The 20,701-nt window shown below is 71.9% G+C and carries 23 protein-coding genes and 2 pseudogenes; 11 read left to right on the plus strand and 14 right to left on the minus strand.

Features of this window, described 5'->3' with window-relative positions; translation table 11 throughout:
• The first annotated feature begins 124 nt into the window (after window positions 1–124).
• Together AQJ91_RS00245 and AQJ91_RS00250 are read left to right on the plus strand one after the other, a co-directional pair.
• Entirely contained in the window at window positions 125–568 is a 444-nt protein-coding gene (locus AQJ91_RS00245) for a type II 3-dehydroquinate dehydratase (protein WP_067014367.1), read from the plus strand.
• A gap of 80 nt (window positions 569–648) precedes the next feature.
• Window positions 649–1,392 carry a thioesterase II family protein gene (locus AQJ91_RS00250; RefSeq protein ID WP_067015991.1) on the plus strand — a complete coding sequence of 248 codons (744 nt, stop codon included), beginning with the start codon at window positions 649–651 and terminating at the stop codon, window positions 1,390–1,392.
• A gap of 85 nt (window positions 1,393–1,477) precedes the next feature.
• Here the strand turns inward: AQJ91_RS00250 and AQJ91_RS54270 are convergent, their stop codons facing one another.
• Together AQJ91_RS54270 and AQJ91_RS00255 are read right to left on the minus strand one after the other, a co-directional pair.
• Complete coding sequence (locus AQJ91_RS54270; protein ID WP_199847816.1) at window positions 1,478–1,651, minus strand: hypothetical protein; 174 nt, start codon at window positions 1,649–1,651, stop codon at window positions 1,478–1,480.
• Window positions 1,652–1,897: 246 nt separating this feature from the next.
• Window positions 1,898–3,259 (minus strand): diacylglycerol/lipid kinase family protein, encoded by a 1,362-nt coding sequence (locus tag AQJ91_RS00255; protein WP_067014370.1) that lies wholly within the window; start codon window positions 3,257–3,259, stop codon window positions 1,898–1,900.
• 102 nt (window positions 3,260–3,361) lie between these two features.
• Here AQJ91_RS00255 and AQJ91_RS00260 point away from each other — a divergent pair, with 102 nt between their 5' ends.
• A complete protein-coding gene (locus AQJ91_RS00260) occupies window positions 3,362–3,574 on the plus strand; it encodes a hypothetical protein (protein ID WP_067014373.1) in 213 nt (70 codons plus the stop codon).
• On the opposite strand, the gene AQJ91_RS00265 is transcribed toward AQJ91_RS00260, so the two are convergent.
• Together AQJ91_RS00265 and AQJ91_RS00270 are read right to left on the minus strand one after the other, a co-directional pair.
• Window positions 3,526–3,903 carry a MazG-like family protein gene (locus tag AQJ91_RS00265; protein WP_067014376.1) on the minus strand — a complete coding sequence of 126 codons (378 nt, stop codon included), beginning with the start codon at window positions 3,901–3,903 and terminating at the stop codon, window positions 3,526–3,528. The genes AQJ91_RS00260 and AQJ91_RS00265 overlap by 49 nt on opposite strands.
• A gap of 65 nt (window positions 3,904–3,968) precedes the next feature.
• Window positions 3,969–4,535, minus strand: coding sequence for a DoxX family protein (locus AQJ91_RS00270; protein WP_067014379.1), 567 nt, complete (start codon window positions 4,533–4,535; stop codon window positions 3,969–3,971).
• 132 nt (window positions 4,536–4,667) lie between these two features.
• Between AQJ91_RS00270 and AQJ91_RS00275 the strand changes: the two genes are divergently transcribed.
• The gene (locus AQJ91_RS00275) at window positions 4,668–4,994 is read left to right on the plus strand and encodes a nuclear transport factor 2-like protein (protein ID WP_067014383.1); all 327 of its coding nucleotides are present in this window, start codon (window positions 4,668–4,670) and stop codon (window positions 4,992–4,994) included.
• A gap of 66 nt (window positions 4,995–5,060) precedes the next feature.
• The gene (locus AQJ91_RS00280) at window positions 5,061–6,041 is read left to right on the plus strand and encodes an aldo/keto reductase (protein ID WP_067014386.1); all 981 of its coding nucleotides are present in this window, start codon (window positions 5,061–5,063) and stop codon (window positions 6,039–6,041) included.
• Window positions 6,042–6,294: 253 nt separating this feature from the next.
• Here AQJ91_RS00280 and AQJ91_RS00285 read toward each other — a convergent pair whose 3' ends face one another.
• Together AQJ91_RS00285 and AQJ91_RS00290 are read right to left on the minus strand one after the other, a co-directional pair.
• The gene (locus tag AQJ91_RS00285) at window positions 6,295–6,720 is read right to left on the minus strand and encodes an SDR family oxidoreductase (RefSeq protein WP_079084599.1); all 426 of its coding nucleotides are present in this window, start codon (window positions 6,718–6,720) and stop codon (window positions 6,295–6,297) included.
• The gene (locus AQJ91_RS00290) at window positions 6,717–7,739 is read right to left on the minus strand and encodes a Gfo/Idh/MocA family protein (protein WP_067014389.1); all 1,023 of its coding nucleotides are present in this window, start codon (window positions 7,737–7,739) and stop codon (window positions 6,717–6,719) included. Before AQJ91_RS00290 ends, AQJ91_RS00285 begins: the two co-directional genes overlap by 4 nt.
• An 88-nt stretch (window positions 7,740–7,827) precedes the next feature.
• Here AQJ91_RS00290 and AQJ91_RS00295 point away from each other — a divergent pair, with 88 nt between their 5' ends.
• From AQJ91_RS00295 to AQJ91_RS00310, 4 genes are all read left to right on the plus strand, one after another.
• Entirely contained in the window at window positions 7,828–9,123 is a 1,296-nt protein-coding gene (locus AQJ91_RS00295; protein ID WP_067014392.1) for a multidrug effflux MFS transporter, read from the plus strand.
• A complete protein-coding gene (locus AQJ91_RS00300; RefSeq protein ID WP_107122304.1) occupies window positions 9,075–10,250 on the plus strand; it encodes a serine hydrolase domain-containing protein in 1,176 nt (391 codons plus the stop codon). The genes AQJ91_RS00295 and AQJ91_RS00300 overlap by 49 nt, the downstream gene beginning before the upstream one ends.
• Window positions 10,251–10,401: 151 nt before the next feature.
• Window positions 10,402–11,388 carry a small ribosomal subunit Rsm22 family protein gene (locus tag AQJ91_RS00305; RefSeq protein ID WP_067014395.1) on the plus strand — a complete coding sequence of 329 codons (987 nt, stop codon included), beginning with the start codon at window positions 10,402–10,404 and terminating at the stop codon, window positions 11,386–11,388.
• 258 nt (window positions 11,389–11,646) lie between these two features.
• A complete protein-coding gene (locus AQJ91_RS00310; RefSeq protein ID WP_067014398.1) occupies window positions 11,647–12,276 on the plus strand; it encodes a TetR/AcrR family transcriptional regulator in 630 nt (209 codons plus the stop codon).
• On the opposite strand, the gene AQJ91_RS00315 is transcribed toward AQJ91_RS00310, so the two are convergent.
• On the minus strand, window positions 12,246–13,094 hold the full coding sequence (locus tag AQJ91_RS00315) for a glycerophosphodiester phosphodiesterase (protein ID WP_067015996.1): 849 nt from the start codon (window positions 13,092–13,094) through the stop codon (window positions 12,246–12,248). The two genes, AQJ91_RS00310 and AQJ91_RS00315, sit on opposite strands and share 31 nt — an antisense overlap.
• 170 nt (window positions 13,095–13,264) lie before the next feature.
• On the opposite strand from AQJ91_RS00315, the gene AQJ91_RS00320 reads away from it, so the two are divergent.
• Window positions 13,265–13,999, plus strand: a complete 735-nt coding sequence (locus AQJ91_RS00320; protein WP_067014401.1) for a bifunctional DNA primase/polymerase — start codon at window positions 13,265–13,267, stop codon at window positions 13,997–13,999.
• A gap of 207 nt (window positions 14,000–14,206) precedes the next feature.
• Here the strand turns inward: AQJ91_RS00320 and AQJ91_RS00325 are convergent, their stop codons facing one another.
• The 5 genes and pseudogenes from AQJ91_RS00325 to AQJ91_RS00345 all read right to left on the minus strand — a co-directional run bounded on the left by AQJ91_RS00325 (window position 14,207) and on the right by AQJ91_RS00345 (window position 18,073).
• Window positions 14,207–15,199, minus strand: coding sequence for an SCO2278 family lipoprotein (locus tag AQJ91_RS00325; protein WP_079084600.1), 993 nt, complete (start codon window positions 15,197–15,199; stop codon window positions 14,207–14,209).
• Entirely contained in the window at window positions 15,159–16,031 is an 873-nt protein-coding gene (gene efeU / locus AQJ91_RS00330; protein WP_067014407.1) for an iron uptake transporter permease EfeU, read from the minus strand. Before efeU ends, AQJ91_RS00325 begins: the two co-directional genes overlap by 41 nt.
• 4 nt (window positions 16,032–16,035) lie before the next feature.
• Window positions 16,036–16,860 (minus strand): annotated as a pseudogene (locus AQJ91_RS00335) (Dyp-type peroxidase); the annotation flags it as partial.
• Window positions 16,853–17,041, minus strand: a pseudogene (locus tag AQJ91_RS48520) (iron uptake system protein EfeO); the annotation flags it as partial. The pseudogenes AQJ91_RS48520 and AQJ91_RS00335, both read right to left, overlap by 8 nt.
• Before the next feature lie 186 nt (window positions 17,042–17,227).
• The gene (locus AQJ91_RS00345) at window positions 17,228–18,073 is read right to left on the minus strand and encodes a heme ABC transporter ATP-binding protein (RefSeq protein WP_067014413.1); all 846 of its coding nucleotides are present in this window, start codon (window positions 18,071–18,073) and stop codon (window positions 17,228–17,230) included.
• A gap of 66 nt (window positions 18,074–18,139) precedes the next feature.
• Here AQJ91_RS00345 and AQJ91_RS00350 point away from each other — a divergent pair, with 66 nt between their 5' ends.
• Window positions 18,140–18,784: a PhzF family phenazine biosynthesis protein gene (locus AQJ91_RS00350; protein ID WP_067014416.1), complete on the plus strand. Its 645-nt coding sequence runs from the start codon at window positions 18,140–18,142 to the stop codon at window positions 18,782–18,784.
• 206 nt (window positions 18,785–18,990) lie between these two features.
• Here AQJ91_RS00350 and AQJ91_RS00355 read toward each other — a convergent pair whose 3' ends face one another.
• A complete protein-coding gene (locus tag AQJ91_RS00355) occupies window positions 18,991–19,638 on the minus strand; it encodes a biliverdin-producing heme oxygenase (RefSeq protein WP_067014419.1) in 648 nt (215 codons plus the stop codon).
• Between the two features lie 153 nt (window positions 19,639–19,791).
• A complete protein-coding gene (map, locus tag AQJ91_RS00360; RefSeq protein ID WP_067014422.1) occupies window positions 19,792–20,649 on the minus strand; it encodes a type I methionyl aminopeptidase in 858 nt (285 codons plus the stop codon).
• Window positions 20,650–20,701: the final 52 nt, after the last annotated feature.

Raw genomic sequence — 20,701 nt, forward strand, 5'->3', positions numbered from 1 at the left:
GGCCCGGTCATCCCCCTACAGGACCCCTATGTCCCCCTTGTCAAGGGGTCCGTAAAGGAGTGCCAATTCCACCGCGCGGGGTAGTGCTTTAGCTTTTTGAGCAGTGCAGTCATCTGGAGGCGATATGAGCGAACTGCTGCTGTTGAACGGACCGAACCTCGGCATCCTCGGGCGCCGCGAGCCAGAGATCTACGGCACCGAGACCCTGGGCGACATCGCCGACGCCGTGGCGGACGAGATCGCCGACCGCGGCTGGAAGGTGAAGAGCGTTCAGCATGAATCGGAGGCGGAACTGATCCGTGCCATTCAGGACAGTTATGACACGGTCGGGGCCATTGTGAATCCCGGGGCGCTGATGATCGCGGGATGGAGCCTGCGGGACGCACTCGCCAGTTACCCGCGGCCCTGGATAGAGGTGCACATTTCCAATATCTGGGCACGGGAGTCCTTCCGGCACGCGTCGGTGATCGCCCCCATCGCGGACGGTCTCATCGCCGGCCTCGGGGCCACGGGCTACCGGCTCGCGGCCCGGGCACTGCTCGCCCTGACACCCGCCGAGGCCCGGTGAGCACGGCCACGGCGGAGCACGGCCGCCCCTCACCGGGCGGCCGTGCGGCCCGCGAACCCACCACTCCGGCCGACCCCTGGATCCGGCGCTTCCAGCCGACCCCCGAGGCCCCCGTACGGCTGGTCTGCCTGCCGCACGCGGGCGGTTCGGCCGCCTCCTACGCCCCCCTCGCCCGCGCGCTCGCCCCCGTGGCGGACGTGCTGGCGATCCAGTACCCCGGCCGGCAGGACCGCCGCGCCGAGCCAGGCATCACCCGTCTCACAGACCTCGCCGACCTCGTCGCGGACGCGCTCGCCCCCTGGGCCGACCGCCCGTTCGTCGTCTTCGGCCACAGCATGGGCGCCCTCCTCGGCTACGAGGTGACCGTCCGGCTCGAGGCGGCGGGCATCGCTCCCCGGGCGCTGGTCGCCTCCGGCCGCCGGGCACCCTCACGGCACCGTGCCGAATCGGTCCACCTGCGGAACGAGGAAGGAGTCGTGGCCGAACTGCGGCGGCTCGGCGGCGTGGACCCCGCCTTCCTGGACGATCCCGAACTGCGCGCGATGATCCTCCCCGCGGTCCGCGGCGACTACGAGGCCATCGAGACCTACCGCCACACCCCGCGACCGCCCCTGCGGACGCCCGTCACCGTCCTCACCGGGGACAACGACCCCCAGGTCACCGCGGAGGAGGCGGCCGCCTGGGCCGAACACACCACCCACGCCTTCGCGCTGCGCACCTTCAAGGGCGGCCACTTCTACCTCAACGAACACCTGCCCGAGGTACAGGCCGTCCTGCGCGGGCTCCTGTCGGAAGGTGAGGTCAGCCGACGGCCCGGCCCCTGAGCGGTCGGGTGTGCCGGGGCCGGAGAGACACTCAGCTGGTCCCTCCGGCCCTTTTCTCCTGGTTTCCCCTCGCGGGTCCGGTGTGTCAGTCCTCGCCCCTGACGATGTTCCACTCGGCGTCCGTCAGGGGCTGCCGGGCGCCCGCGTCGACGGTCGCCGGAACACAGGTACGTACTCCGCTCCCGCGCCGACGGCGCTCCTTCTCCCAGCCCGTATCGGGCCGACGGATGGCGCTGCTCTTCCTGACGTCCGCGGTCACGGTGCTTCATCTTCCTTCTGCATCCGGTCCTGCCGGGAACCGGTCCGATCCTCTGCTACCTCTCGTTGCGCGAGAACGAGTTCCCCACCTCACGGCCGGAAAACCCGGCCCTGCCCTGGGCCGGCACCCAACAGGCGGCCGCCGCCGTCCTGCCGCGCGGCCTGGCGGCCCGTTGCCGAGAAGGCCGAGAAAGCCGGCACGGCCGATCCCCTGCCGCGCGTCCGCCACCCCGCCCGCGCGGCTCCCTCACCCGCCCCACGTCCGCCACCCCGCCCGCCGCGGCGCCGCCGTCCGCCCCACCGATGCCGCCAGTTTGCGCAACCGTCGCCAGTTCAGGCGCGGTGGGGCCTCCGGTACCCCGGGCCGGTGCCGGGGGACGCGGACGCGGAGGGCGCCCGGGGTGATGCGGCAGTGGACGGGGGTGGGGAGGGTCAGGGCCTCGCCGTCCAGGCCGACCTCGATTTCGGGGCGGTCGGCATCCACGACCACTTCACGCGCCGTCATGATGGTGAGGCCGGCCGGCTGGGGGTCCAGGAGCAGGGCCGCCGCCTCCGCCGCGTTGTCCACCCTGACGCCCAGCACGCCGAGGACCCCGGAGTCGAGCCGTCGGCGCCGGCCGAGGCCGAGGGGGTCGTCCGTGCGGTAGGGGTTGTTGCTGACCAGCACCGCGTGCGGGTCGGTGAGGACCGTGCGCCGTACGCGGGCCGTGAGCCGTGCGCCCTGCTTACGGGTGAGCAGGTCGGGGAGGAGGTCCAGCGCGGTGCCCACCTTGTCGGCGCGGTAGGCGGGGCTCTGGATGACGGCGGCGTAGGTGCCGAACGACGCGTTGTTGACGAAGGGATGGTCGCCCGCGTAGCCGAGGTCGACGCGGAGTTCGACGCCGTCGGTCAGCGCGTCGAGGGACGCGGCGGGGTCGTCGCGGTCGAGGCCGAGGTCCATGGCGAAGTGGTTGCGGGTGCCGGCGGTGACGACCATGAACGGCACGCCGTGCTCGGCGGCGACCGCGGCGACGAGCGCCTGGGTGCCGTCGCCGCCCGCGACACCCAGCAGGTCCGCGCCCCGCGCCACCGCGTCCCGGGCCAGGACGGTGACGTCCTGGTGCTTCTCGGGATCGAGCAGCGCGACCTGCGCGCCGAGGCTCTCGGCCTTCTCCGTCAGGCCGAAGCGTCCGACCTTCCCGCCGCCGGAACGCGGGTTCATGATCAGGAAGGGGCGCTGCGGTGCCGGCGTCCGGTACTCCTTCTGGCGCGGCGCACGGAACCCAGTGCTGCGCAGGGCGTACCGCCCGGCCCAGACGGCCAGCGTCCACAGCGCCGCCGACACCAGCGGGGCCCACCACAGGGTGGCCGCGAACAGGGTGACGAGCCCGACCGGCACCGCGACGGCGACCAGGGCCGCCAGCACCCGCACCGGGCCCCGGTTGGCCAGCGCCCACCACACGGCGGCCGCCGTCAGGCCCGCCCCGACGAGCCCGGCGGCCACCAGCAGCAGCCCCGTCACGCCCCCGAAGCCGACCGGCAGCAGCACCGCCAGCGCCGCCGACGCCAGCGACGCCCGGGCCGCCCAGCGCTGCCCGGCGGGCTCCCAGCCCATCATGTCCGCACCCATGCTTCCTCCACTCACCGGCGGACATCGTAGGAGGCGTCTGTGCCGTGGTCATGAAGGACAGGCGCGGGGCTCCTGGATGTCGCACCCCGGCAAAGTGGCCGTATGCCCAAGTCGTCGTCCGCTCACCGCGATGCACCCGACGTCCTTCTCACCTTCGATCTGGTGATCCTCGATGTGACGCTGCCCGGCCTGGAGGAACTCAAGCAGAACCGCCGGCTCCTCGCGCCCGACCGCCCCGCCGTCCTCCTCCTCCTCGCCGGGGCGGCTCAGGCTGACGCCGTCCCCAGCGAGCGCTCCGTCACCCGGGCCAGATGACGCGTGAAGACCTCGCGGGTGTCGGGGGTCAGCGTGCGCAGGGCGACCAGGGCCGTGATCACGACGTCGCAGAGTTCCGACTCGACGTCCTCCCAGGTGTGGCTGGTGCCCTTGCGCGGGTTCTGGCCGGTCGCGCCGATCACGGCCTCGGCGACCTCGCCGACCTCCTCCGACAGCTTCAGCATCCGCAGCAGCATGCCCTCCCGGCCGCCGACCGGCCGGTTCGCCTCCAGCCAGGCCCACAGGTCGTCTACGGCGGCCCACAGGTCGGCGGAGGGCGCGGGGGAGGCTTCGACGGAGGACGCTGCGGGGGTGGCCTGATCAGTCATGCGGGCAGCTTGGCACGGGGAGCGGGGCGCCGGACAGCGCGCCCCGGTACGTGCGGAACCGGGCTCTACTCCTCGAACAGCGCCTCCTGCTCCTCGAACTGTTCGGCCCCCTCCTCCTTCTCGTCCTTCTCCAGCCGACAGCTCCGCGCCCCCACGACCAGCGCCGTCACCGCCGCCGTCGCCGCGAGGGCCGCGGGCACCATCCAGCCGCGGTCGAAGACATGGCCGAGGGCGTGGTCGAGGGAGAGCCGGCCGGGGCCGGTGACCGCGAGGCCGGTCGCGGCCAGGCCGAGGGTGGCGGCGTACTCGTAGCCGCCGCTCTGGTTGAAGAAGCCGTTCGGGGTGTGCACCGCGGCCGCCCCGCCCATCGCGCCGGCCGCCGCGGCGCCCGCCGCCGGGGTCGCAAGACCCAGCGCCAGCAGCGCACCGCCGCCCGTCTCGGCGAGGCCCGACGCGGTGGCGCTGACCCGGCCCGGCCGGTAGCCGACGGACTCCATGAACTGGCCGGTGCCCTCGATACCGTGGCCGCCGAACCAACCGAACAGCTTCTGCGTGCCGTGCGCGGCCAGCACTCCGCCGGCACCCAGCCGGAGCAGCAGCAGGCCCAGATCACGTCGGTCGTAAACACTCACGGTGACTCCCGGAACAGACAGCAGAAACGGTCCCCTCCCGCGTATCCACCGTCGCATCCCCGACACCCGGCCGGCCCGTCCGGGGCGCCGTTCGGGTGGCAGGCCGCGGTGCGGGATGTGAGTCTGACTGGCATGACGATTCAGACGTCCCGACTCAGCGACCCGGCCGTCCGCGCCTTCGTCAGCGCCGTCAACGCCCATGACCGCGAGCGGTTCATGGACCTCCTCGCGCCCGACGCGACCATGGCGGACGACGGCACCGACCGCGACCTCACCGACTGGATCGACCGGGAGATCTTCTCCTCCCACGGTCATCTGGAGGTCGACAAGGAGACGAACCACGGCCGCGACCTCGTCGCCCACTACAGCAACGACACCTGGGGCGAGATGCGCACCCGGTGGCACTTCGAGGTCGGGGAGGACGGCAGGATCTCCCGCTTCGAGACCGGACAGGCGTAACCCGGCGTAAGAGTTTCGTCCAAGGGCTTGCCTTGGTGTGCGCTCCAACTCCTAGCGTGCTCCGGCATGGAGACCACACGGACACTGGGCCGCAGCGGTATCGAGGTCAGCGCGCTCGGCTTCGGCTGTTGGGCGATCGGCGGCGAATGGCAGGACACCGACGGGCAGCCGCTGGGCTGGGGCAAGGTCGACGACGAGGAGTCCGTACGGGCGGTCCACCGCGCCCTCGACCTCGGTGTCACCTTCTTCGACACCGCGGACACCTACGGCGCCGGCCACAGCGAACGCGTCCTCGGCCGCGCCCTCGGCAAACGCCGCGCCGATGTCGTCGTCGCGACCAAGTGGGGCAACGTCTTCGACGAGGAGACCCGCACCCGCACCGGCGGCGACGACTCCCCGGCGTACGCGCGCCGCGCGCTCACCGCGTCCCTGAAGCGCCTGGGCACCGACCACATCGACCTCTACCAGCTGCACCTCTCCGACGCCGACCCCGCTCGCGCCGCCGAACTCCGCGACGTCTGCGAGGAGTTCGTGCGCGAGGGACTGATCAGGGCCTACGCCTGGAGCACCGACGACCCGGACCGCGCCGCCGTGTTCGCGGCGGGGGAGCACTGTACGGCCGTACAGCACGCGATCAACGTGCTGCAGGACGCGCCCGGCATGATCGCCCTGTGCGAGGAGACGGACCTCGCGAGCATCAACCGCAGTCCGCTCGCCATGGGCCTGCTCGCCGGGAAGCGTCAGGGGGCGCTGCCGGCCGGGGACATCCGCAGCCGGCCGCCGGCCTGGCTGCAGGGGTTCGAGGACGGAACCGGCGCCGACCCCGAGTGGCTCGCCCGCATCGACGCGCTGAAGGACGTCCTCACCAGCGACGGCCGCACCCTCGCCCAGGGCGCCCTCGCCTGGCTGTGGGCGCGCAGCCCGCGCACGATCCCGATCCCCGGGTTCCGCTCGGTCGCCCAGGCCGAACAGAACGCGGGCGCGCTGGCGAAGGGACCGCTCACCGCGGAGCAGCTGGCCGACGTGGACCGCATCCTCGGACGCTGAGCGTCAGCCTGACTGACGCGGCAGCCGTGCCACGTACCGGTGCGTACCCCGCGGTCCCACGCGAGGTCCACCCCCACCCGGTGCCGTGGCACGGCTGCCGCCTCCCCCCCTCGGGTTGGTCGGAAGGCCAGTGTCCCAAGTGTGAAGCTCTGGTGCAGGAGATGTAGAGCATAAGTCCGCCACCGGCCGTAATTCGGCAGACGGCCGCATTCCGTTTGTGCAAGTTGCCGGGGTGACCAAACGAGGTGCGGGCTCAGCCCCGCCCCACGTACGGCATCGCCGTCGCCAGCACCGTCGCGAACTGCACGTTCGCCTCCAGCGGCAGCTCCGCCATGTGCCGCACCGTGCGCGCCACGTCGGCGACATCCATCACGGGCTCCGGCGCGACCTCACCACTGGCCTGCAGCGCGCCCGTCTGCATCCGCGCGGTCATGTCGGTCGCCGCGTTCCCGATGTCGATCTGCCCGACCGCGATGCGGTACGGCCGCCCGTCCAGCGACAGCGATTTGGTGAGGCCGGTCAGCGCGTGCTTGGTCGCCGTGTAGGCGACGGAGAGCGGCCGGGGCGTATGGGCGGAGATCGACCCGTTGTTGATGATCCGGCCGCCCTGCGGGTCCTGCTCCAACGCGGTCACGACGGCCGCGCCCTTCGTGACGGAGGCGGGGGAGCCGGGGCTCAAGCCGGCACGAGCTCCGGCTCGTTGGCCTCTCCCGGGTAGCGGACGCCGATGCGGTCCCGGATCGCGTCGAGCGTCCGCATCACGGCGAGCGAGCCGTCCAGCGGGACCAGCGGCGACTCGGTCTCGCCGGCCCGCAGGGCGCGCATCACCTCGGCGGCCTCGTGCTTGAGGCTGTTGCGGGGACCGTCGGCGGGGTCGACCCGGAACTCCTCGGGGTCGCGTCCGTCGCGGTGCAGCACGAAGTGGTCCGGGAAGAAGAAGCCGTGCGGTACGTCGATACGGCCCAGCGAGCCGGTGACCGACGCGGAGGTCGCCGTACCGCCGACGATGGAGCAGTGCACCGAGGCGAGCGCCCCGCTGTCCCAGGAGAGCAGCGCCCCCGTCTGCAGATCGACGCGCTCCTCGGAGAGCATGGCCCGCGCCGCCACGTCCGACGGCTCACCGAGCAGCAGATGCGCGAACGACACCGGATACACACCGAGATCCAGCAGCGCGCCCCCGCCCTGCTCCGGATCACGCAGCCGGTGTGACGCCGGGAAGGGGCCCGCGAGCCCGAAGTCGGCCTGCACATGGCGCACTTCACCGATCACACCGTCATCGACGAGCGCCTTCAGCCGCCGCACCAGCGGATTGCAGTACATCCACATGGCCTCCATCAGGAAGCTCCCGCGCCCGCGCGCCAGCGCGACCAGCTTCTCGGCCTCGCGGGCGTTCAGCGTGAACGACTTCTCGCACAGCACGTTCCGCCCGGCCTCCAGACACAGACCGGCCGCCGCGCGATGCGCCGAGTGCGGAGTGGCGACGTACACGACATCGATGTCCGGGTCACCGGCCAGCGCCGCCCAGTCGCCGTACGCCCGCGGTATCCCGAACCGCTCCGCGAACGCGTCCGCCGAGGCCTGTGACCGGGAGGCCACCGCCACCACCTCGGCGTCCACCAGATCGACCAGATCCGCGGTGAACGCCGCCGCGATCCCACCGGTCGCCAGGATGCCCCAGCGCACCTTCCGTTCCGTCATCCCGGACCCCACCCTCGCTCATGCGATCTACGGCACCATGTACGACCTGAGAGCATAGGTGGCGGATTACTCGGAGAGGGAGGGGCACATGCCCGAGCGCGGGGCACCGGCAACGAACGTGTCGCAGACAGCCGTACCGACAACGGAACCCCCCACCGGCTCCCTCCGCCGCACCGGCCTGCTGGTCACCCTCGTCCTCGGCGGCCTGACCGCGACACCCCCGCTGGCGATGGACATGTACCTCCCGTCCCTCCCGGAGGTCACCGAGTCCCTGCACGCCCCCGCCGCGACCGTCCAGCTCACCCTCACCGCCTGCCTGGCCGGCATGGCGGCCGGGCAACTGGTCGTCGGCCCGATGAGCGACCGGTGGGGCCGCCGGCGCCCGCTGCTCGCGGGCCTGGCGCTCTACGTCGTCGCGACCGTACTGTGCGCGCTCGCCCCGACCATCGAGCTCCTGGTCGCCTTCCGGCTGGCGCAGGGCCTCGCGGGCGCGGCCGCGATCGTCATCGCGCGGGCCGTCGTACGCGACCTGTACGACGGCGTGGCCATGGCCCGCTTCTTCTCCACCCTCATGCTGATCGGCGGGGTCGCCCCGATCATCGCGCCGCTCATCGGCGGGCAGATCCTGCGGGTGACGGACTGGCGGGGCGTGTTCGTGGTCCTGACCGTCGTGGGGGTCCTGCTCGGCGGGCTGGTGTGGGCGAAGCTCCCGGAGACCCTCCCGCCCGCCGAACGCCACGGCGGCGGCGTCGGCGAGGCCCTGCGCGCGATGCGCGACCTGCTCGCCGACCGGGCCTTCTCCGGCTACATGCTCGCGGGCGGGTTCGCCTTCGCCACGCTGTTCGCGTACATAGCCGCGTCCCCGTTCGTGATCCAGGAGATCTACGGAGCCTCCCCGCAGACCTTCAGCCTCCTGTTCGGGCTCAACTCGGTCGGGCTGGTGGTCGTGGGCCAGATCAACGGAAAACTGCTGGTGGGCCGGGTCAGCCTGGACCGGGTGCTGGCCGTGGGCCTGGCCGTCGTCATCGCGGCGGCGACCGCACTCCTGCTGATGTCCCTGGACGTCTTCGGCGAGGCCGGACTGGTGCCGGTCGCCGCCGCCCTGTTCGTCCTGATGTCGGCGATGGGCGTCGCCCTGCCCAACGCCCAGTCCCTCGCCCTGATGCGCACCAAGCACGGTGCCGGGTCCGCGTCCGCGCTGCTCGGCACCTCGTCCTTCCTGATCGGCGCGGTCGCCTCGCCGCTGGTCGGGATCGCCGGGGAGGACACCGCCGTCCCGATGGCCGTCGTCCAACTGGCGGCCGCACTGGTGGCACTGGGCTGCTTCGTGGGAATGTGCCGTCCCTGGAACAAGCGTGCGAGCGCGGAGGGAGTAGAGAGCTGAGCGCGCCGAGACTGCGCAGGGACACACCGGAACGGGCCGGACTCGACCCCGAGGAGATCCGTCACCTCGTCCACGAGGTCCGGGACCTCACCGACGGCGACCGCCCCTGGGCGGCGGGCACCGTCCTGGTCGTCGGACGGGGGCCGTATCTCGCCGTGGAGGAGGCGGCGGGCTGGGCGGTGCGGTATGCGGCCTACGCCCCGGAGACGGACACGGGCGTGGAGCTACCGCCCGCCGACCGGGTGCCGATGACCACGGACACCCCCTTCGACCTGGCCTCCCTCACCAAGCTGTTCACCTCGGTCGCCGCGGTGCAGCAGATCGAACGCGGCACGCTGGGCGTGGACGCGAGGGTGGGCGCGTACCTGCCGGACTTCGGTGCGGCCGCCCGGCACGACGTGACGGTACGGCAACTCCTCACCCACACCTCGGGCCTACGCCCCGAACTCCCCCTGTACGACTGCACCGACGCCGCGGAACGCCTGGAGCGGCTGCGCGCGGAGGCCCCGGTCGGCGTCCCCGGCACGTACTGCTACTCCGACCTGAACCTCCTCCTGATCCAGCACGTCCTGGAACGCCTCACCGGCCGCACCCTCGACGCCCTGATCCACGACGGCATCACCCGCCCCCTCGGCATGACGTCCACCCGCTTCGGCCCGTGCCCCGACGCGGCGGCCACGGAGGACCAGCGACGTCCGTGGGGCAAGGCGGACCGGGGGATGCTGCGGGGTGTGGTCCACGACGAGAACGCGTGGGCGCTGGGCGGGGTGGCCGGTCACGCGGGCCTGTTCTCGACGGCCGGTGACCTGGCGGTCTTCTGCCGGGCACTGCTGTCCGGCGGCGCGTACGGTCCGGCGCGCATCCTGGGCCCCGACGTCGCGGAACTGCTGCTGACCCCGCCGGGTCTGGGCTTCGCGATCGACGCGCCGTGGTTCATGGGGGAGCTGGCGGGGCGGGGAGCGGCGGGCCACACGGGCTTCACCGGCACCTCGCTGGTCCTGGACCCGGCGACGGACACGTTCGTGATCCTGCTGGCGAACACGGTGCACCCGAGACGACGGACGCCGGACAGCGGGCCGAGGGCGGCGGTGGGGACGAGGGTGGCGAGGGCGGTACGGGGACGCTAGCGGCGTGGGCCGTCCAGGGGGCTCCGCCCCCTGGACCCCCGGCCTATGCCCACCCACCGACTCGCTTGGGACAGAGGTGACGACGGCAACCTCTGAGGGCGGAGCCCCCGGCGGCGCCCGCGCCAGCACCCGCGAAACATAGAATCGCCGGGTGAATGACCCCGTACCCCCGGCGGACGCCCTGCGCAGTAGTCTCGCCGCCCTCCTCACCAACCTGCCACCCCGACAGGCAGCACAGGCAGTCGACCGGCTGATCGCCAACTACCGCGGTGCGACCCCCACCCACGCCCCCATCCTCCGCGACCGAGCCGACGTAGCCGCCTACGCCGCCTACCGCATGCCGGCCACGTTCCAGGCAACGGCCTCCGCGCTGGAGGCCCTCGCCGAGGCCACCCCCGACTGGGTACCCGCCGGCCACACCGACATCGGCGGCGGCACCGGCGCCGCGACGTGGGCCGTCACCGCCACCTGGCCCGGCACCCGCCCCGTCACCGTGCTCGACTGGGCCGAACCCGCACTCGCCCTCGGCAAGGAGATCGCCGCCGCCAACCCGGCCCTGCACGACGCCCACTGGCAGCGCTCCCGCATCGGGCCGGCCCTCACCCTCGCCCCCACCGACCTCGCCACCATCTCCTACGTCCTCAACGAACTCACCGCCCCCGACCGCACCGCGCTCCTCACGACCGTCGCCGCCGCGGCCCAGACCGTCGTGATCGTCGAACCCGGTACCCCGGACGGCTACACCCGCGTCATCGAGGCCCGCGACCACCTCATCGCGGCGGGCTTCCGTATCGCCGCCCCCTGCCCGCACAGCGCCGCCTGCCCGATCGCCCCCGGCACGGACTGGTGCCACTTCTCGGCGCGCGTCAGCCGTTCCTCCCTGCACCGCCAGGTCAAGGGCGGCTCCCTCGCCTACGAGGACGAGAAGTTCAGCTACGTCGCCGCCACCCGCCGCCCGGCCACCCCGGCCGCCGCCCGCGTCGTCCGCCGCCCCCAGATCCGCAAGGGCCAGGTCCTCCTCGACCTGTGCGAGACCGACGAACAGCTGCGCCGCACGACGGTCACCAAACGCCACGGCGACCTGTACAAGGCGGCCCGCGACGCGGACTGGGGCGACCCCTGGCCGCCGCTCCTCTAGTGCCCCAACAGGCGACATTCGCCCCGTCGCGACGCCCGGCACGCTCCCCCACTGCCTTAAGGGCGTGGGAGGTGCCCCACTCGCCGCACCGGCCAAAAGCCCAAGTACGTCCAGTACGAGGGCTTTCGTCCGGCGCGCCGAGAGCACGCACCGGACACCGCGGGCACCGCACAGGACTTTCGAAACACCCCCTAGCACCCGCGCCCGCCCACCCGTCCGGCGAGACGCGCCGTCTCACCGTCCTGCTACCGTCGACCCATGCCCAAGCAGTCCGCCCCCGACAAGCGGCCCCCCGACACCGCCCGCCGCAGCGAGAAGTCCCGCCGCGCCATCTACGACGCCGCCCTCGCCCTCGTCGCGGAGGTCGGCTACCCCAGGACCACCATCGAGGGCATCGCCGCCCGCGCCGGCGTCGGCAAGCAGACCATCTACCGGTGGTGGTCGTCGAAGGCGGACGTCCTCATGGAGGCCTTCTTCGACCTCAGCGCTCAGGCGGCCCAGGATGCCGGCCAGCAGCCGTACACCATCCCCGACACCGGCGACCTCGCCGCCGACCTCAAGGCCGTACTCCGCGCCACCGTCGACGAGCTCAAGGACCCCCGCTTCGAGGCACCGTCCCGCGCCCTCGCCGCCGAGGGCCTGGTCGACGAGGAACTCGGCCGCAGATTCGTCACCAAGCTCCTCGAACCCTCGCTCCAGCTCTACGTCGACCGGCTGCGCGCCGCCCAGGACGCCGGCCAGGTCCGCCCCGAGATCGACCCGCGCATCGCCCTCGAACTCTTCGTCTCACCGCTGGCCCAGCGCTGGCTCCAGCACACGGGCCCGATCTCGTACGAGTACACCGACACCCTCGTCGACTACGCCCTCCACGGCCTCGCACCCCGCTGAGCCGCCCGGGCGAGCCTGCCCGGCGCGTCCGTGATGATCCCGTCGCAGCCCAGCGCCAGCGCCCGGTCCCGCTGGGCGGAGGTCAGCACCGTGTGCGCCCACACCCGGGGGATCCCGGAGCGGACGGCCCGCAGCAGATCCTGGTCGCGCGCCCTGTGGTCGACGTCCAGGAGGTCCACGTACGACCGCCACCGCTCGGGCCGGTCCGTGCGCAGCTGCCGGGCCGAGCGCCACAGCTGGCTCAGCAGGCCCAGGCCGTGCACCCGGCGCGCGACCTCGGGGTCGTTGGAGTTCACGAAGACCGACCGGGCGAGCCCTCGCGCCCGGATCAGCCGCGCCAGCGGCCCCACACTCCGCGGGTCCTTCGCCTCCAGCGTCAGCACGATCCGCCCGCCGAACCGGTCCAGCACCTCGGCCACCGTCGGTGGCCGCTCCGACCGCCAGCTCCCGGGCAGCGCCGCCCTCGGCCGCAGCCGCACGCCCTGCCACTCCCGCCGGTCGAGCCCGCGCACCGCACCGCCCAGGTACGTCGTCCGGTTCAGCGTCTCGTCGTGCATCACGACCACCGTGCCGTCGCGCAGCAGCCGGGTGTCGAAGTCCAGTACCTGCGCCGTACCGCGCGCGTAGGTGGCCATCAGGCCCGACATGCTGTTCTCGGGAACCTCGCGCGCCCCGCCGCGATGGGCGACATAGGTGACGCGGGGGAGCGCGTCCACCGTCAGCGGGCCCGCGCCCCACTCCAGCGGAACCGGGGGGACCACCGAAGCCGCCCATGCCATGGAAGCAGCCAGGCCCGTCACCGCGATCCATGTGACCATGGCGACCACGGTAGGGGTGTAAATCACTACAAAGTGCGCAATGACACTCGATCCCGGTGCCGCGTACGCCTCGTCCCAGCTACCCCGGTTGTCGGCTCTGGCCCCCCGGAGCGCAGGATGGTGGGACCATAGGGCATGCTGTTCCGCACGACAGCGAGGCGAGGGGATAGATGAGCGCGGAGTTCGGCGACCGGACCGGCCTGCAGGGCAGAATCTCCCAGTGGCTGCGCGGCCGCCGCCCCAAGGACACCGCCGCTGACAGCGACGGCCGTGAGGCCCTGCTGCTCGCCGCCGCCGCCGTCGGCCTGCCGCTCGCACCCGCCGCGTACCCGGCCGGCTACCGCTGCTCCTGTGACCGGGTGGGATGTCCCACCCCGGCCCGGCACCCCGTGTCGTTCGCCTGGCAGACGCAGTCCACCACCGACCGCGGCCAGATCGAGCGCTGGGCCCGCCACCAGCCGCAGGCCAACTTCATCACCGCGACCGGCATGATCCACGACGTCCTCGACGTCCCCCTCGAAGCGGGCCGCGAGGCCCTGGAGCGGCTGCTCGCCGTCGGCATCGAGGTCGGCCCGGTCGCCGAGAGCGACGACGGCCGGCTCCTCTTCTTCACCCTCACCCGCGGCACCCCCGAGGACGAGGACGAGTGGTGGCCCTGCGAACTGGACTGCCACCCCGAGACCATGGACGAGCACCCGGGACTGCGCTGGCACTGCCGCGGGTCCTACGTCCTGGTCCCGCCCGCACAGCTCCCCGGCGACGGCCAGAGCGTGCACTGGGTACGCGGCCTCGAACACCCGCTGCCCGACCCGCTGACCCTCCTCGAGGTCCTCACCGACGCCTGCGCCCGGCACGCGGGCCAGGAGCCCGACCACACCTCCGCGGCCTGGCCCCTGCGCCGCTGAACCCCGCGCCGGCCGGCCCGACCCCAGGGCTTGTCCGGCGGATCATGCCGCAGACGCGGGGTCTGGCACGCACATCTGCCGCGTTGTCGTCGGTCGCCGACTCCCCCACTCTCGAGTTCGCTCGAGCGGGGGGACCTCCATCGCCCCCGCTCACCTGCGCTGATCAGACACCGCCGATTCCCTGCGACCTGATTTGCCGGACAGGCCCTAGTCGCCCTTCGCCGACGTGAGGCCCTGGATGCGTCCGATGACCGACACCTTCCCCGAACCTTTCGGGGGGTCCAGGGCCACCTCGTTCGACACGAACTCCATCGTCAGTGACTGCTTGATCTCGCCGGACGTCAGCGCCTGCACGGCCGCGGTCGTCGGGATCGTCGTACCGGGCGCCGCCGTCTGCTTCTCGTAGTGGTGCGTGGTGAAGAACACCAGCGCGCCGCCGTCCGTGGTGCGCAACGCCAGCGGGAGGTAGTCGCCGCTGGTGAGCGGGTCGTCGAGGTACTGCGTGGCCAGGCCCGGCTTCTTGGACTCCTTCTGCCGCTCCGCGCGCCAGGCGCTGGTGTGGGTGCCGTCCGCGAAGGCGGTCCCGCCGTCCTTCAGGTAGCCCGCGTAGTCCTCGCTCAAGTCGCCCGGTGCTATGGCCAGTTCGGTCGAGTTCGTGGGCACGGCCTCGGCCCAGCCGTCCTTGTCCGTCTTGAACCGCGGCACCTTGTCCGGGGCCAGCAGCGTCAGATACGCCGCCTCCCACGGCTCGGCCAGGCTGTTCCGCGTGAACACGAACACCCAGCGTGCCGTGCTGCCCTTGTTGGCGGCGGTGTCGGCGACGAACCAGCGTGGCCAGCCCGCCTTCTTGGGAATCGTGTACTTGGCGTCCGACAGCTTCAGCGGCGTGTGCGCCGGGTTGCCGTCGGGGTTGTTGGCCCGGCCCGCCTTCAGCCGCGCCTCGTCGATGTCGCCGAACGCGCCCGTGATGAAGTCGGCGTCCAGGGAACTGTCGTAGGCCTTGTCCGCCGCGTTGTACGCGGTGGTGAACTGCTGGAGTGCTTTGGCCGCCTCGGACTTGGTGGCCGAGGGCAGCACTTCCCGCTCCCCGTGGACCACCACGCATCCGCTCGCCGTCAACGACAAAGCGGTCAACGAGGCTGCTATCAGTACGCTCCGGTCAAGCCTGCGGAGCCTTCGAGGGCCGCGATCCCTGCTCATCAGGTCCCTTCACCTTCCCCTTCCCGGAGGCGAACCCTACCGGCAGGAGGAACACGGTGAGCGTCGGGATCAGGTACAGCAGCCACACCGTGACCTGGAGGACCGTCGGATCCGGCTGGAAGTTGAAGATGCCCTTCAGCAAGGTGCCGTACCAGCTGTCCGGCGGGACGGTGCCGCTGATGTCGAACGCCCGGTCCGTCAGGCCCGGCAGCCAGTCGGCCTCCTGGAGATCGTGGAAGCCGTACGCCAGCACACCCGCCGCCACGACGACCAGCATGCCGCCGGTCCAGGTGAAGAACCTGGCCAGGTTGATCCGCAGGGCACCCCGGTAGAACAGCCAGCCCAGGAACACCGCCGTGGCCAGGCCAAGTCCGGCGCCGATGACGGGGGTTGTACTGCCGTCACCGGCCGCGCGCACCGACGTCCACACGAACAGGGCCGTCTCCAGGCCCTCCCGGCCGACCGCGAGGAACGCGGTGGCGACCAGGGCGCCCGTGCCGATCTGCAGGGCGGCGTCCAGCCTGCCGTGCAGCTCGGCCTTCAGGTGCCGGGCGGTGCGCCGCATCCAGAACACCATCCACGTCACCAGGCCGACCGCCAGGATGGACAGCGTGCCGCCGAGCGCCTCCTGTGCCTCGAACGTCAGCTCCTGCGAGCCGAATTCGAGCGCGCAGCCGAACCCGAGCGCGAGCGCGGCCGCCACCCCGATGCCGGTCCAGACCGGCTTCAGCGCGTCCCTGCGCTCCGTCTTCACCAGGTAGGCGACGAGGATGCAGACGACGAGGCCGGCCTCCAGCCCCTCGCGCAGCCCGATCAGATAGTTCGCGAACATGCGCCTACGCCTCCTCGGAGAACAGCGCCCGGCCCCACCAGTCGTCCTGGTCGCGGACGCCGGGCGGGACCGCGAATATCGCCGAACCCACGTGCTGGATGTACTCGTTGAGCGTGTCGAGGGCGAGGTTCCGCTGGATCGGGATGAAGCCCTTGCGGACGTCCTTCTGGTACGCCAGGAAGAACAGGCCCGCGTCCAGCCGGCCCAGGCCGTCGGTGCCGTCGGTGAAGGAGTAGCCGCGGCGCAGGATTGTCGCCCCGTCGTTGGAGTCGGGGTGCGCGAGCCGGACGTGCGCGTCGGGCTTCATCGCCTTCAGGAACGGTTCGTCGCGCTCCTTGGCCTTGCCGACCGGGGCTCCCTCGCCCTTGTCGCGGCCGAAGATGTCCTCCTGCTCCTGCAGCGAGGTGCGGTCCCAGGTCTCGATGTGCATGCGGATACGCCGGGCGACGAGGTAGGAGCCGCCGGCCATCCAGGCCGGCCCCTCCTTCTCGTCCACCCACACGAACTTCTTCAGCCGGTCCGTCTCGGTGCCCGCGATGTTGCGGGTGCCGTCCTTGAAGCCCATCAGGTTGCGCGGGGTCTGCTCCTCCGGCGTCGTCGAGGACGTCTTGCCGAAGCCGAGCTGCGACCAGCGGATGACGACCTTGCCGAACCCGATGCGGGCCAGCTGGCGGATCGCGTGCACGGCGACCTGCGGGTCGTCAGCGCAGGCCTGGACGCACAGGTCGCCGCCGCTGCGGTTCTTGTCGAGGTTGTCGCCGGAGAACTTCGGCAGCTCTACGAGCGCTTCGGGCCGCCGGTCGGCCAGCCCGAACTTCCCGAATGGCGAGTTCGATGTGCCCGGCCGGGAATTCCTTCTTCGACACCTCGCACTTGTCGTCCGTGGCGGTCACGCTGATCGTCCCGTCACCGCCCGCCGTGCCGCCGCCCTTCTCGGTGCAGCCGGTGACTGCGGTCAGAGCCGCCACGGCGGCGGTGGCGGTGAGGGCGGAGAGTCTGGCGGCTCGCATGCGGGCTCCAAGGATGGCCGAAAAGTACGCGTGACGGTCCTCGCGTAAGGTGAGGCTCGCCTAACTTACCCAAGGATTTCCTGAGCGATACCCGGCGATATAGTGATCCACCTCTCATGGACGCTGTATGAGCACGAGCCGGTTACGGTGGCCAAAAATGGATGCCATCGGGAAGTCAAAGGCGGGTCAAAGGTCGCGTCTTGGGGTCACCAGGGCCGCTCCCGTCCGCGGATGCGGCAGCACCTCCACGGGCTGGTCGTAGACCTCCGAGAGCAGTCCCTCGGAGAAAACCTCAGCCGGCGGCCCGTCGGCGGCGACCCGGCCGGCACTCAGGATCGCGACCCGGTGCGCGTACGCCGCCGCGAGCCCCAGATCGTGCAGGACGACAACCACCGCGTCCCCGGCCCGCGCCCGCTCCCGGCACAACCGCAGCACCAGCTCCTGGTGCTTGAGGTCCAGGGCGGCGGTCGGCTCGTCGAGCAGCAGCAGGGGGGTGCGCTGGGCGAGCACCCGGGCGAGCGCGACGCGGGCCCGCTCGCCGCCGCTGAGCGCGGCGAACTGCCGTACGGCGAAGGCGGTCACCTCGGTCGCGGCCATCGCCTCGGCGACGGCCACGTCGTCCTCCGCGGGCGAGGTGGCGTGCGGCGCCCTGCCCATCCGTACGACCTCCTCCACCGGGAAGGGGAAGGACAGCGTCGCCGCCTGCGGCAGCACCGCGCGGCGCAGGGCGAGTTCGGGTGCGGACCACTCCGTGGCGGGGCGGCCGTGGACGCGGACGACCCCGCCGACGGGCGGGAGGTCGGCGGCGAGGGCGTTGAGAAGGGTGGACTTGCCCGCGCCGTTGGGCCCGACGAGGGCAAGCACCTCGCCGGCACGGACGGTGACGGACACTCCGCGGAGGACGGTACGGGGGCCGAGGCGGACGTGGAGGTCTTCGGCTTCGGCGAGTACGTCACCGGGGGTGGCGGGGGCGGGAGGGGTTGGACGGGGTGCCGGGTGGCTCAGACGAGGTGGTGGCAGCGAACCGACCATCGCGTGTCCCCGGCGGACCCGCCACCTGGGACGACCTCACCGACCGCGCGATGCTTGAATGCCCCCGTGACTGACTACGACGTGCTGCGCGTCTTCTGCGGCCCGACCGGCGGATACGGCAACGAACTCGGCGTCGTCCGCGAGGGCTCCGTCCTGCCCGACCCGGCGGACCGCCAGACCCTGGCCGCCAAACTCGGCTTCAGCGAGACCGTGTTCGTGGACGACCCCGAGCGCGGCGTCATCGACATCTACACCCCGACCCTGCGCCTCCCGTTCGCCGGCCACCCCTGCGTCGGCACGGCCTGGCTGCTCGACGTACCCGAACTGGTCACACCCGCCGGGATCGTGGGCGCCCGCCTGGACGGCGAGTTCAGCTGGATCGAGGCACGCCCGGAGTGGGCACCGCCGCGCACGCTCCGCCAGTACGCGAAGGCCGCCGAGGTCGATGATCTGGACGTGCCGCCGCCGGGGGAGTGGATCTACGCCTGGGCGTGGGAGGACGAGCCCGCCGGCCGGATCCGCGCCCGCGCCTTCCCCGGCCGCGACGACGGCATGGAGGAGGACGAGGCGACGGGCGCGGCGGCGCTGCTGCTCACGGACCGGCTGGGGCGGGCTCTCAACATCACGCAGGGAGCGGGCTCGCAGATCCTCACGGCGCCGCAGCCGGGGGGTTGGGTGGAGGTCGGCGGGCGCGTGTTCCTGGAGCGCTAGTGCCCCAACAGGCGACATTCGCCCCGTCGCGACGCCCGGCACGCTCCGCCACTGCCTTAAGGGCGTGGGAGGTGCCCCCACTCGCCGCACCGGCCAAAAGCCCAAGTACGTCCAGTACGAGGGCTTTCGTCCGGCGCGCCGAGAGCACGCACCGGACACCGCGGGCACCGCACAGGACTTTCGAAACACCCCCTAGCCGTCGTCGGTCAGGCGCTCAGCGGGAACTCCTCGCCCAGTGCCCGCAGGACCGCGGTGTTCAGGGCGAACGCCTTCTTGCACTCGGCGACGATCCGCTGCTTCTCCAGGTCGTCCGCGCGCACCGCGTCCAGCAGTTCCCGGTAACCCCGCTTGAACGCGGCCGGGTTGGTGATCTCCTCGAAGACGTAGAAGCGGACGCCGTCGCCCTTCTTCGCGAAGCCCCATGTCTTCTCCGCCTTGTCGCGGATGATCTGGCCGCCGGAGAGGTCGCCGAGGTAGCGGGTGTAGTGGTGGGCGATGTATCCGGCCGGCCACCGCGCGGCACACTCGCGCACCCGGTCCGCGTACGCGCGCGTGGCGGGCAGCGCGGTGAGGGTGGACCGCCACTCCGGACCCCGCAGATGCGCCAGGTCCCGCTCCAGCGGCGCGAGCCGGAACAGCTCCGGCTGGATGAAGGGCCCGGCCACCGGATCCGACGCCAGCCGCTCGGCCCCGGCCTCCAGCGCCTCGTACACGAACCACAGCTGCTCGGTGTACCGCGCGTACGCCGCCACGCCCAGCTTGCCGCCGAGCAGGTCGCTCATGAACGTCGAGGTCTCCGCCTCCACGTGCTGCTCGTGGGACGCGGTGCGGATGAGTGTCGAGAACGAGTCCATGAACCAGATTTTCTATGGTTAGGCTTACCTAAGTCAACGCCTTTGCCGACCCTCTGTCGGTAAAACGGTACTCGGAATCCGCGATGCTGCCACATGCGAAAAGCCCGCCCTCCGAAGAGAGCGGGCCATGGGTGGGGTGTGGTCGGGGCGGGGTTACGGCAGCGTGAGGATCTCCGCGCCCGTCTCCGTCACCACCAGCGTGTGCTCGAACTGTGCCGTCCGCTTCCGGTCCTTCGTGACGACCGTCCAGCCGTCGTCCCACATGTCGTACTCGTGCGTCCCGAGCGTCAGCATCGGCTCGATGGTGAAGGTCATGCCGGGCTGGATGACCGTCGTCGCGTGCGGGCTGTCGTAGTGCGGGATGATCAGGCCCGAGTGGAAGGACGAGTTGATGCCGTGCCCGGTGAAGTCGCGGACCACGCCGTAGCCGAACCGCTTCGCGTACGACTCGATGACCCGGCCGATGATGTTGATCTGCCGGCCCGGCCTGACCGCCTTGATCGCGCGGTTGAGGGACTCCCGGGTCCGCTCCACCAGCAGACGGCTCTCCTCGTCGACGTCCCCGACGAGGTACGTCGCGTTGTTGTCGCCGTGCACCCCGCCGACGTACGCCGTCACGTCGAGGTTGATGATGTCGCCGTCCCGCAGGACCGTGGAGTCCGGAATCCCGTGGCAGATCACCTCGTTGACACTGGTGCACAGGGACTTCGGGAAGCCCCGGTAGCCGAGCGTCGACGGGTAGGCGCCGTGGTCGCACATGTAGTCGTGCGCCACCTTGTCCAGCTCGTCGGTGGTGACACCCGGCGCGATCAGCTTCGCGGCCTCCGCCATCGCCTGCGCGGCGATCCGGCCGGCGTGGCGCATCGCCTCGATCGTCTCGGGAGTCTGCACCTCCGGTCCGGTGTACGGCGTGGGTGCGGGCTTGCCGACGTACTCGGGACGACGGATGTTTCCGGGTACGGAACGGGTGGGAGACAGCTCCCCTGGTACGAGCAGCGACTGGCCAGACATGCCAGCGAGTCTAACCAGCGGGCGTGGGGGACCATGTCCGTGGCGAGCGAAA

The sequence above is a fragment of the Streptomyces dysideae genome, from assembly GCF_001514305.1.
Taxonomy (GTDB): domain Bacteria; phylum Actinomycetota; class Actinomycetes; order Streptomycetales; family Streptomycetaceae; genus Streptomyces; species Streptomyces dysideae.

Bases quoted from the DNA above. Each gene is read 5' to 3' on its own strand.
- AQJ91_RS00255 (WP_067014370.1), bottom strand. From the start codon at position 3,259: ATGGGTGCGGACATGATGGGCTGGGAGCCCGCCGGGCAGCGCTGGGCG.
- AQJ91_RS00355 (WP_067014419.1), bottom strand. From the start codon at position 19,638: ATGGACTCGTTCTCGACACTCATCCGCACCGCGTCCCACGAGCAGCAC.
- AQJ91_RS00295 (WP_067014392.1), top strand. From the start codon at position 7,828: ATGCCCGAGCGCGGGGCACCGGCAACGAACGTGTCGCAGACAGCCGTA.
- AQJ91_RS00325 (WP_079084600.1), bottom strand. From the start codon at position 15,199: ATGAGCAGGGATCGCGGCCCTCGAAGGCTCCGCAGGCTTGACCGGAGC.
- AQJ91_RS00275 (WP_067014383.1), top strand. From the start codon at position 4,668: ATGACGATTCAGACGTCCCGACTCAGCGACCCGGCCGTCCGCGCCTTC.
- AQJ91_RS00265 (WP_067014376.1), bottom strand. From the start codon at position 3,903: ATGACTGATCAGGCCACCCCCGCAGCGTCCTCCGTCGAAGCCTCCCCC.
- AQJ91_RS00345 (WP_067014413.1), bottom strand. From the start codon at position 18,073: ATGGTCGGTTCGCTGCCACCACCTCGTCTGAGCCACCCGGCACCCCGT.
- map (WP_067014422.1), bottom strand. From the start codon at position 20,649: ATGTCTGGCCAGTCGCTGCTCGTACCAGGGGAGCTGTCTCCCACCCGT.
- AQJ91_RS00280 (WP_067014386.1), top strand. From the start codon at position 5,061: ATGGAGACCACACGGACACTGGGCCGCAGCGGTATCGAGGTCAGCGCG.
- AQJ91_RS00290 (WP_067014389.1), bottom strand. From the start codon at position 7,739: ATGACGGAACGGAAGGTGCGCTGGGGCATCCTGGCGACCGGTGGGATC.
- AQJ91_RS00245 (WP_067014367.1), top strand. From the start codon at position 125: ATGAGCGAACTGCTGCTGTTGAACGGACCGAACCTCGGCATCCTCGGG.
- AQJ91_RS00310 (WP_067014398.1), top strand. From the start codon at position 11,647: ATGCCCAAGCAGTCCGCCCCCGACAAGCGGCCCCCCGACACCGCCCGC.
- efeU (WP_067014407.1), bottom strand. From the start codon at position 16,031: ATGTTCGCGAACTATCTGATCGGGCTGCGCGAGGGGCTGGAGGCCGGC.
- AQJ91_RS00320 (WP_067014401.1), top strand. From the start codon at position 13,265: ATGAGCGCGGAGTTCGGCGACCGGACCGGCCTGCAGGGCAGAATCTCC.
- AQJ91_RS00260 (WP_067014373.1), top strand. From the start codon at position 3,362: ATGCCCAAGTCGTCGTCCGCTCACCGCGATGCACCCGACGTCCTTCTC.
- AQJ91_RS00315 (WP_067015996.1), bottom strand. From the start codon at position 13,094: ATGGTCACATGGATCGCGGTGACGGGCCTGGCTGCTTCCATGGCATGG.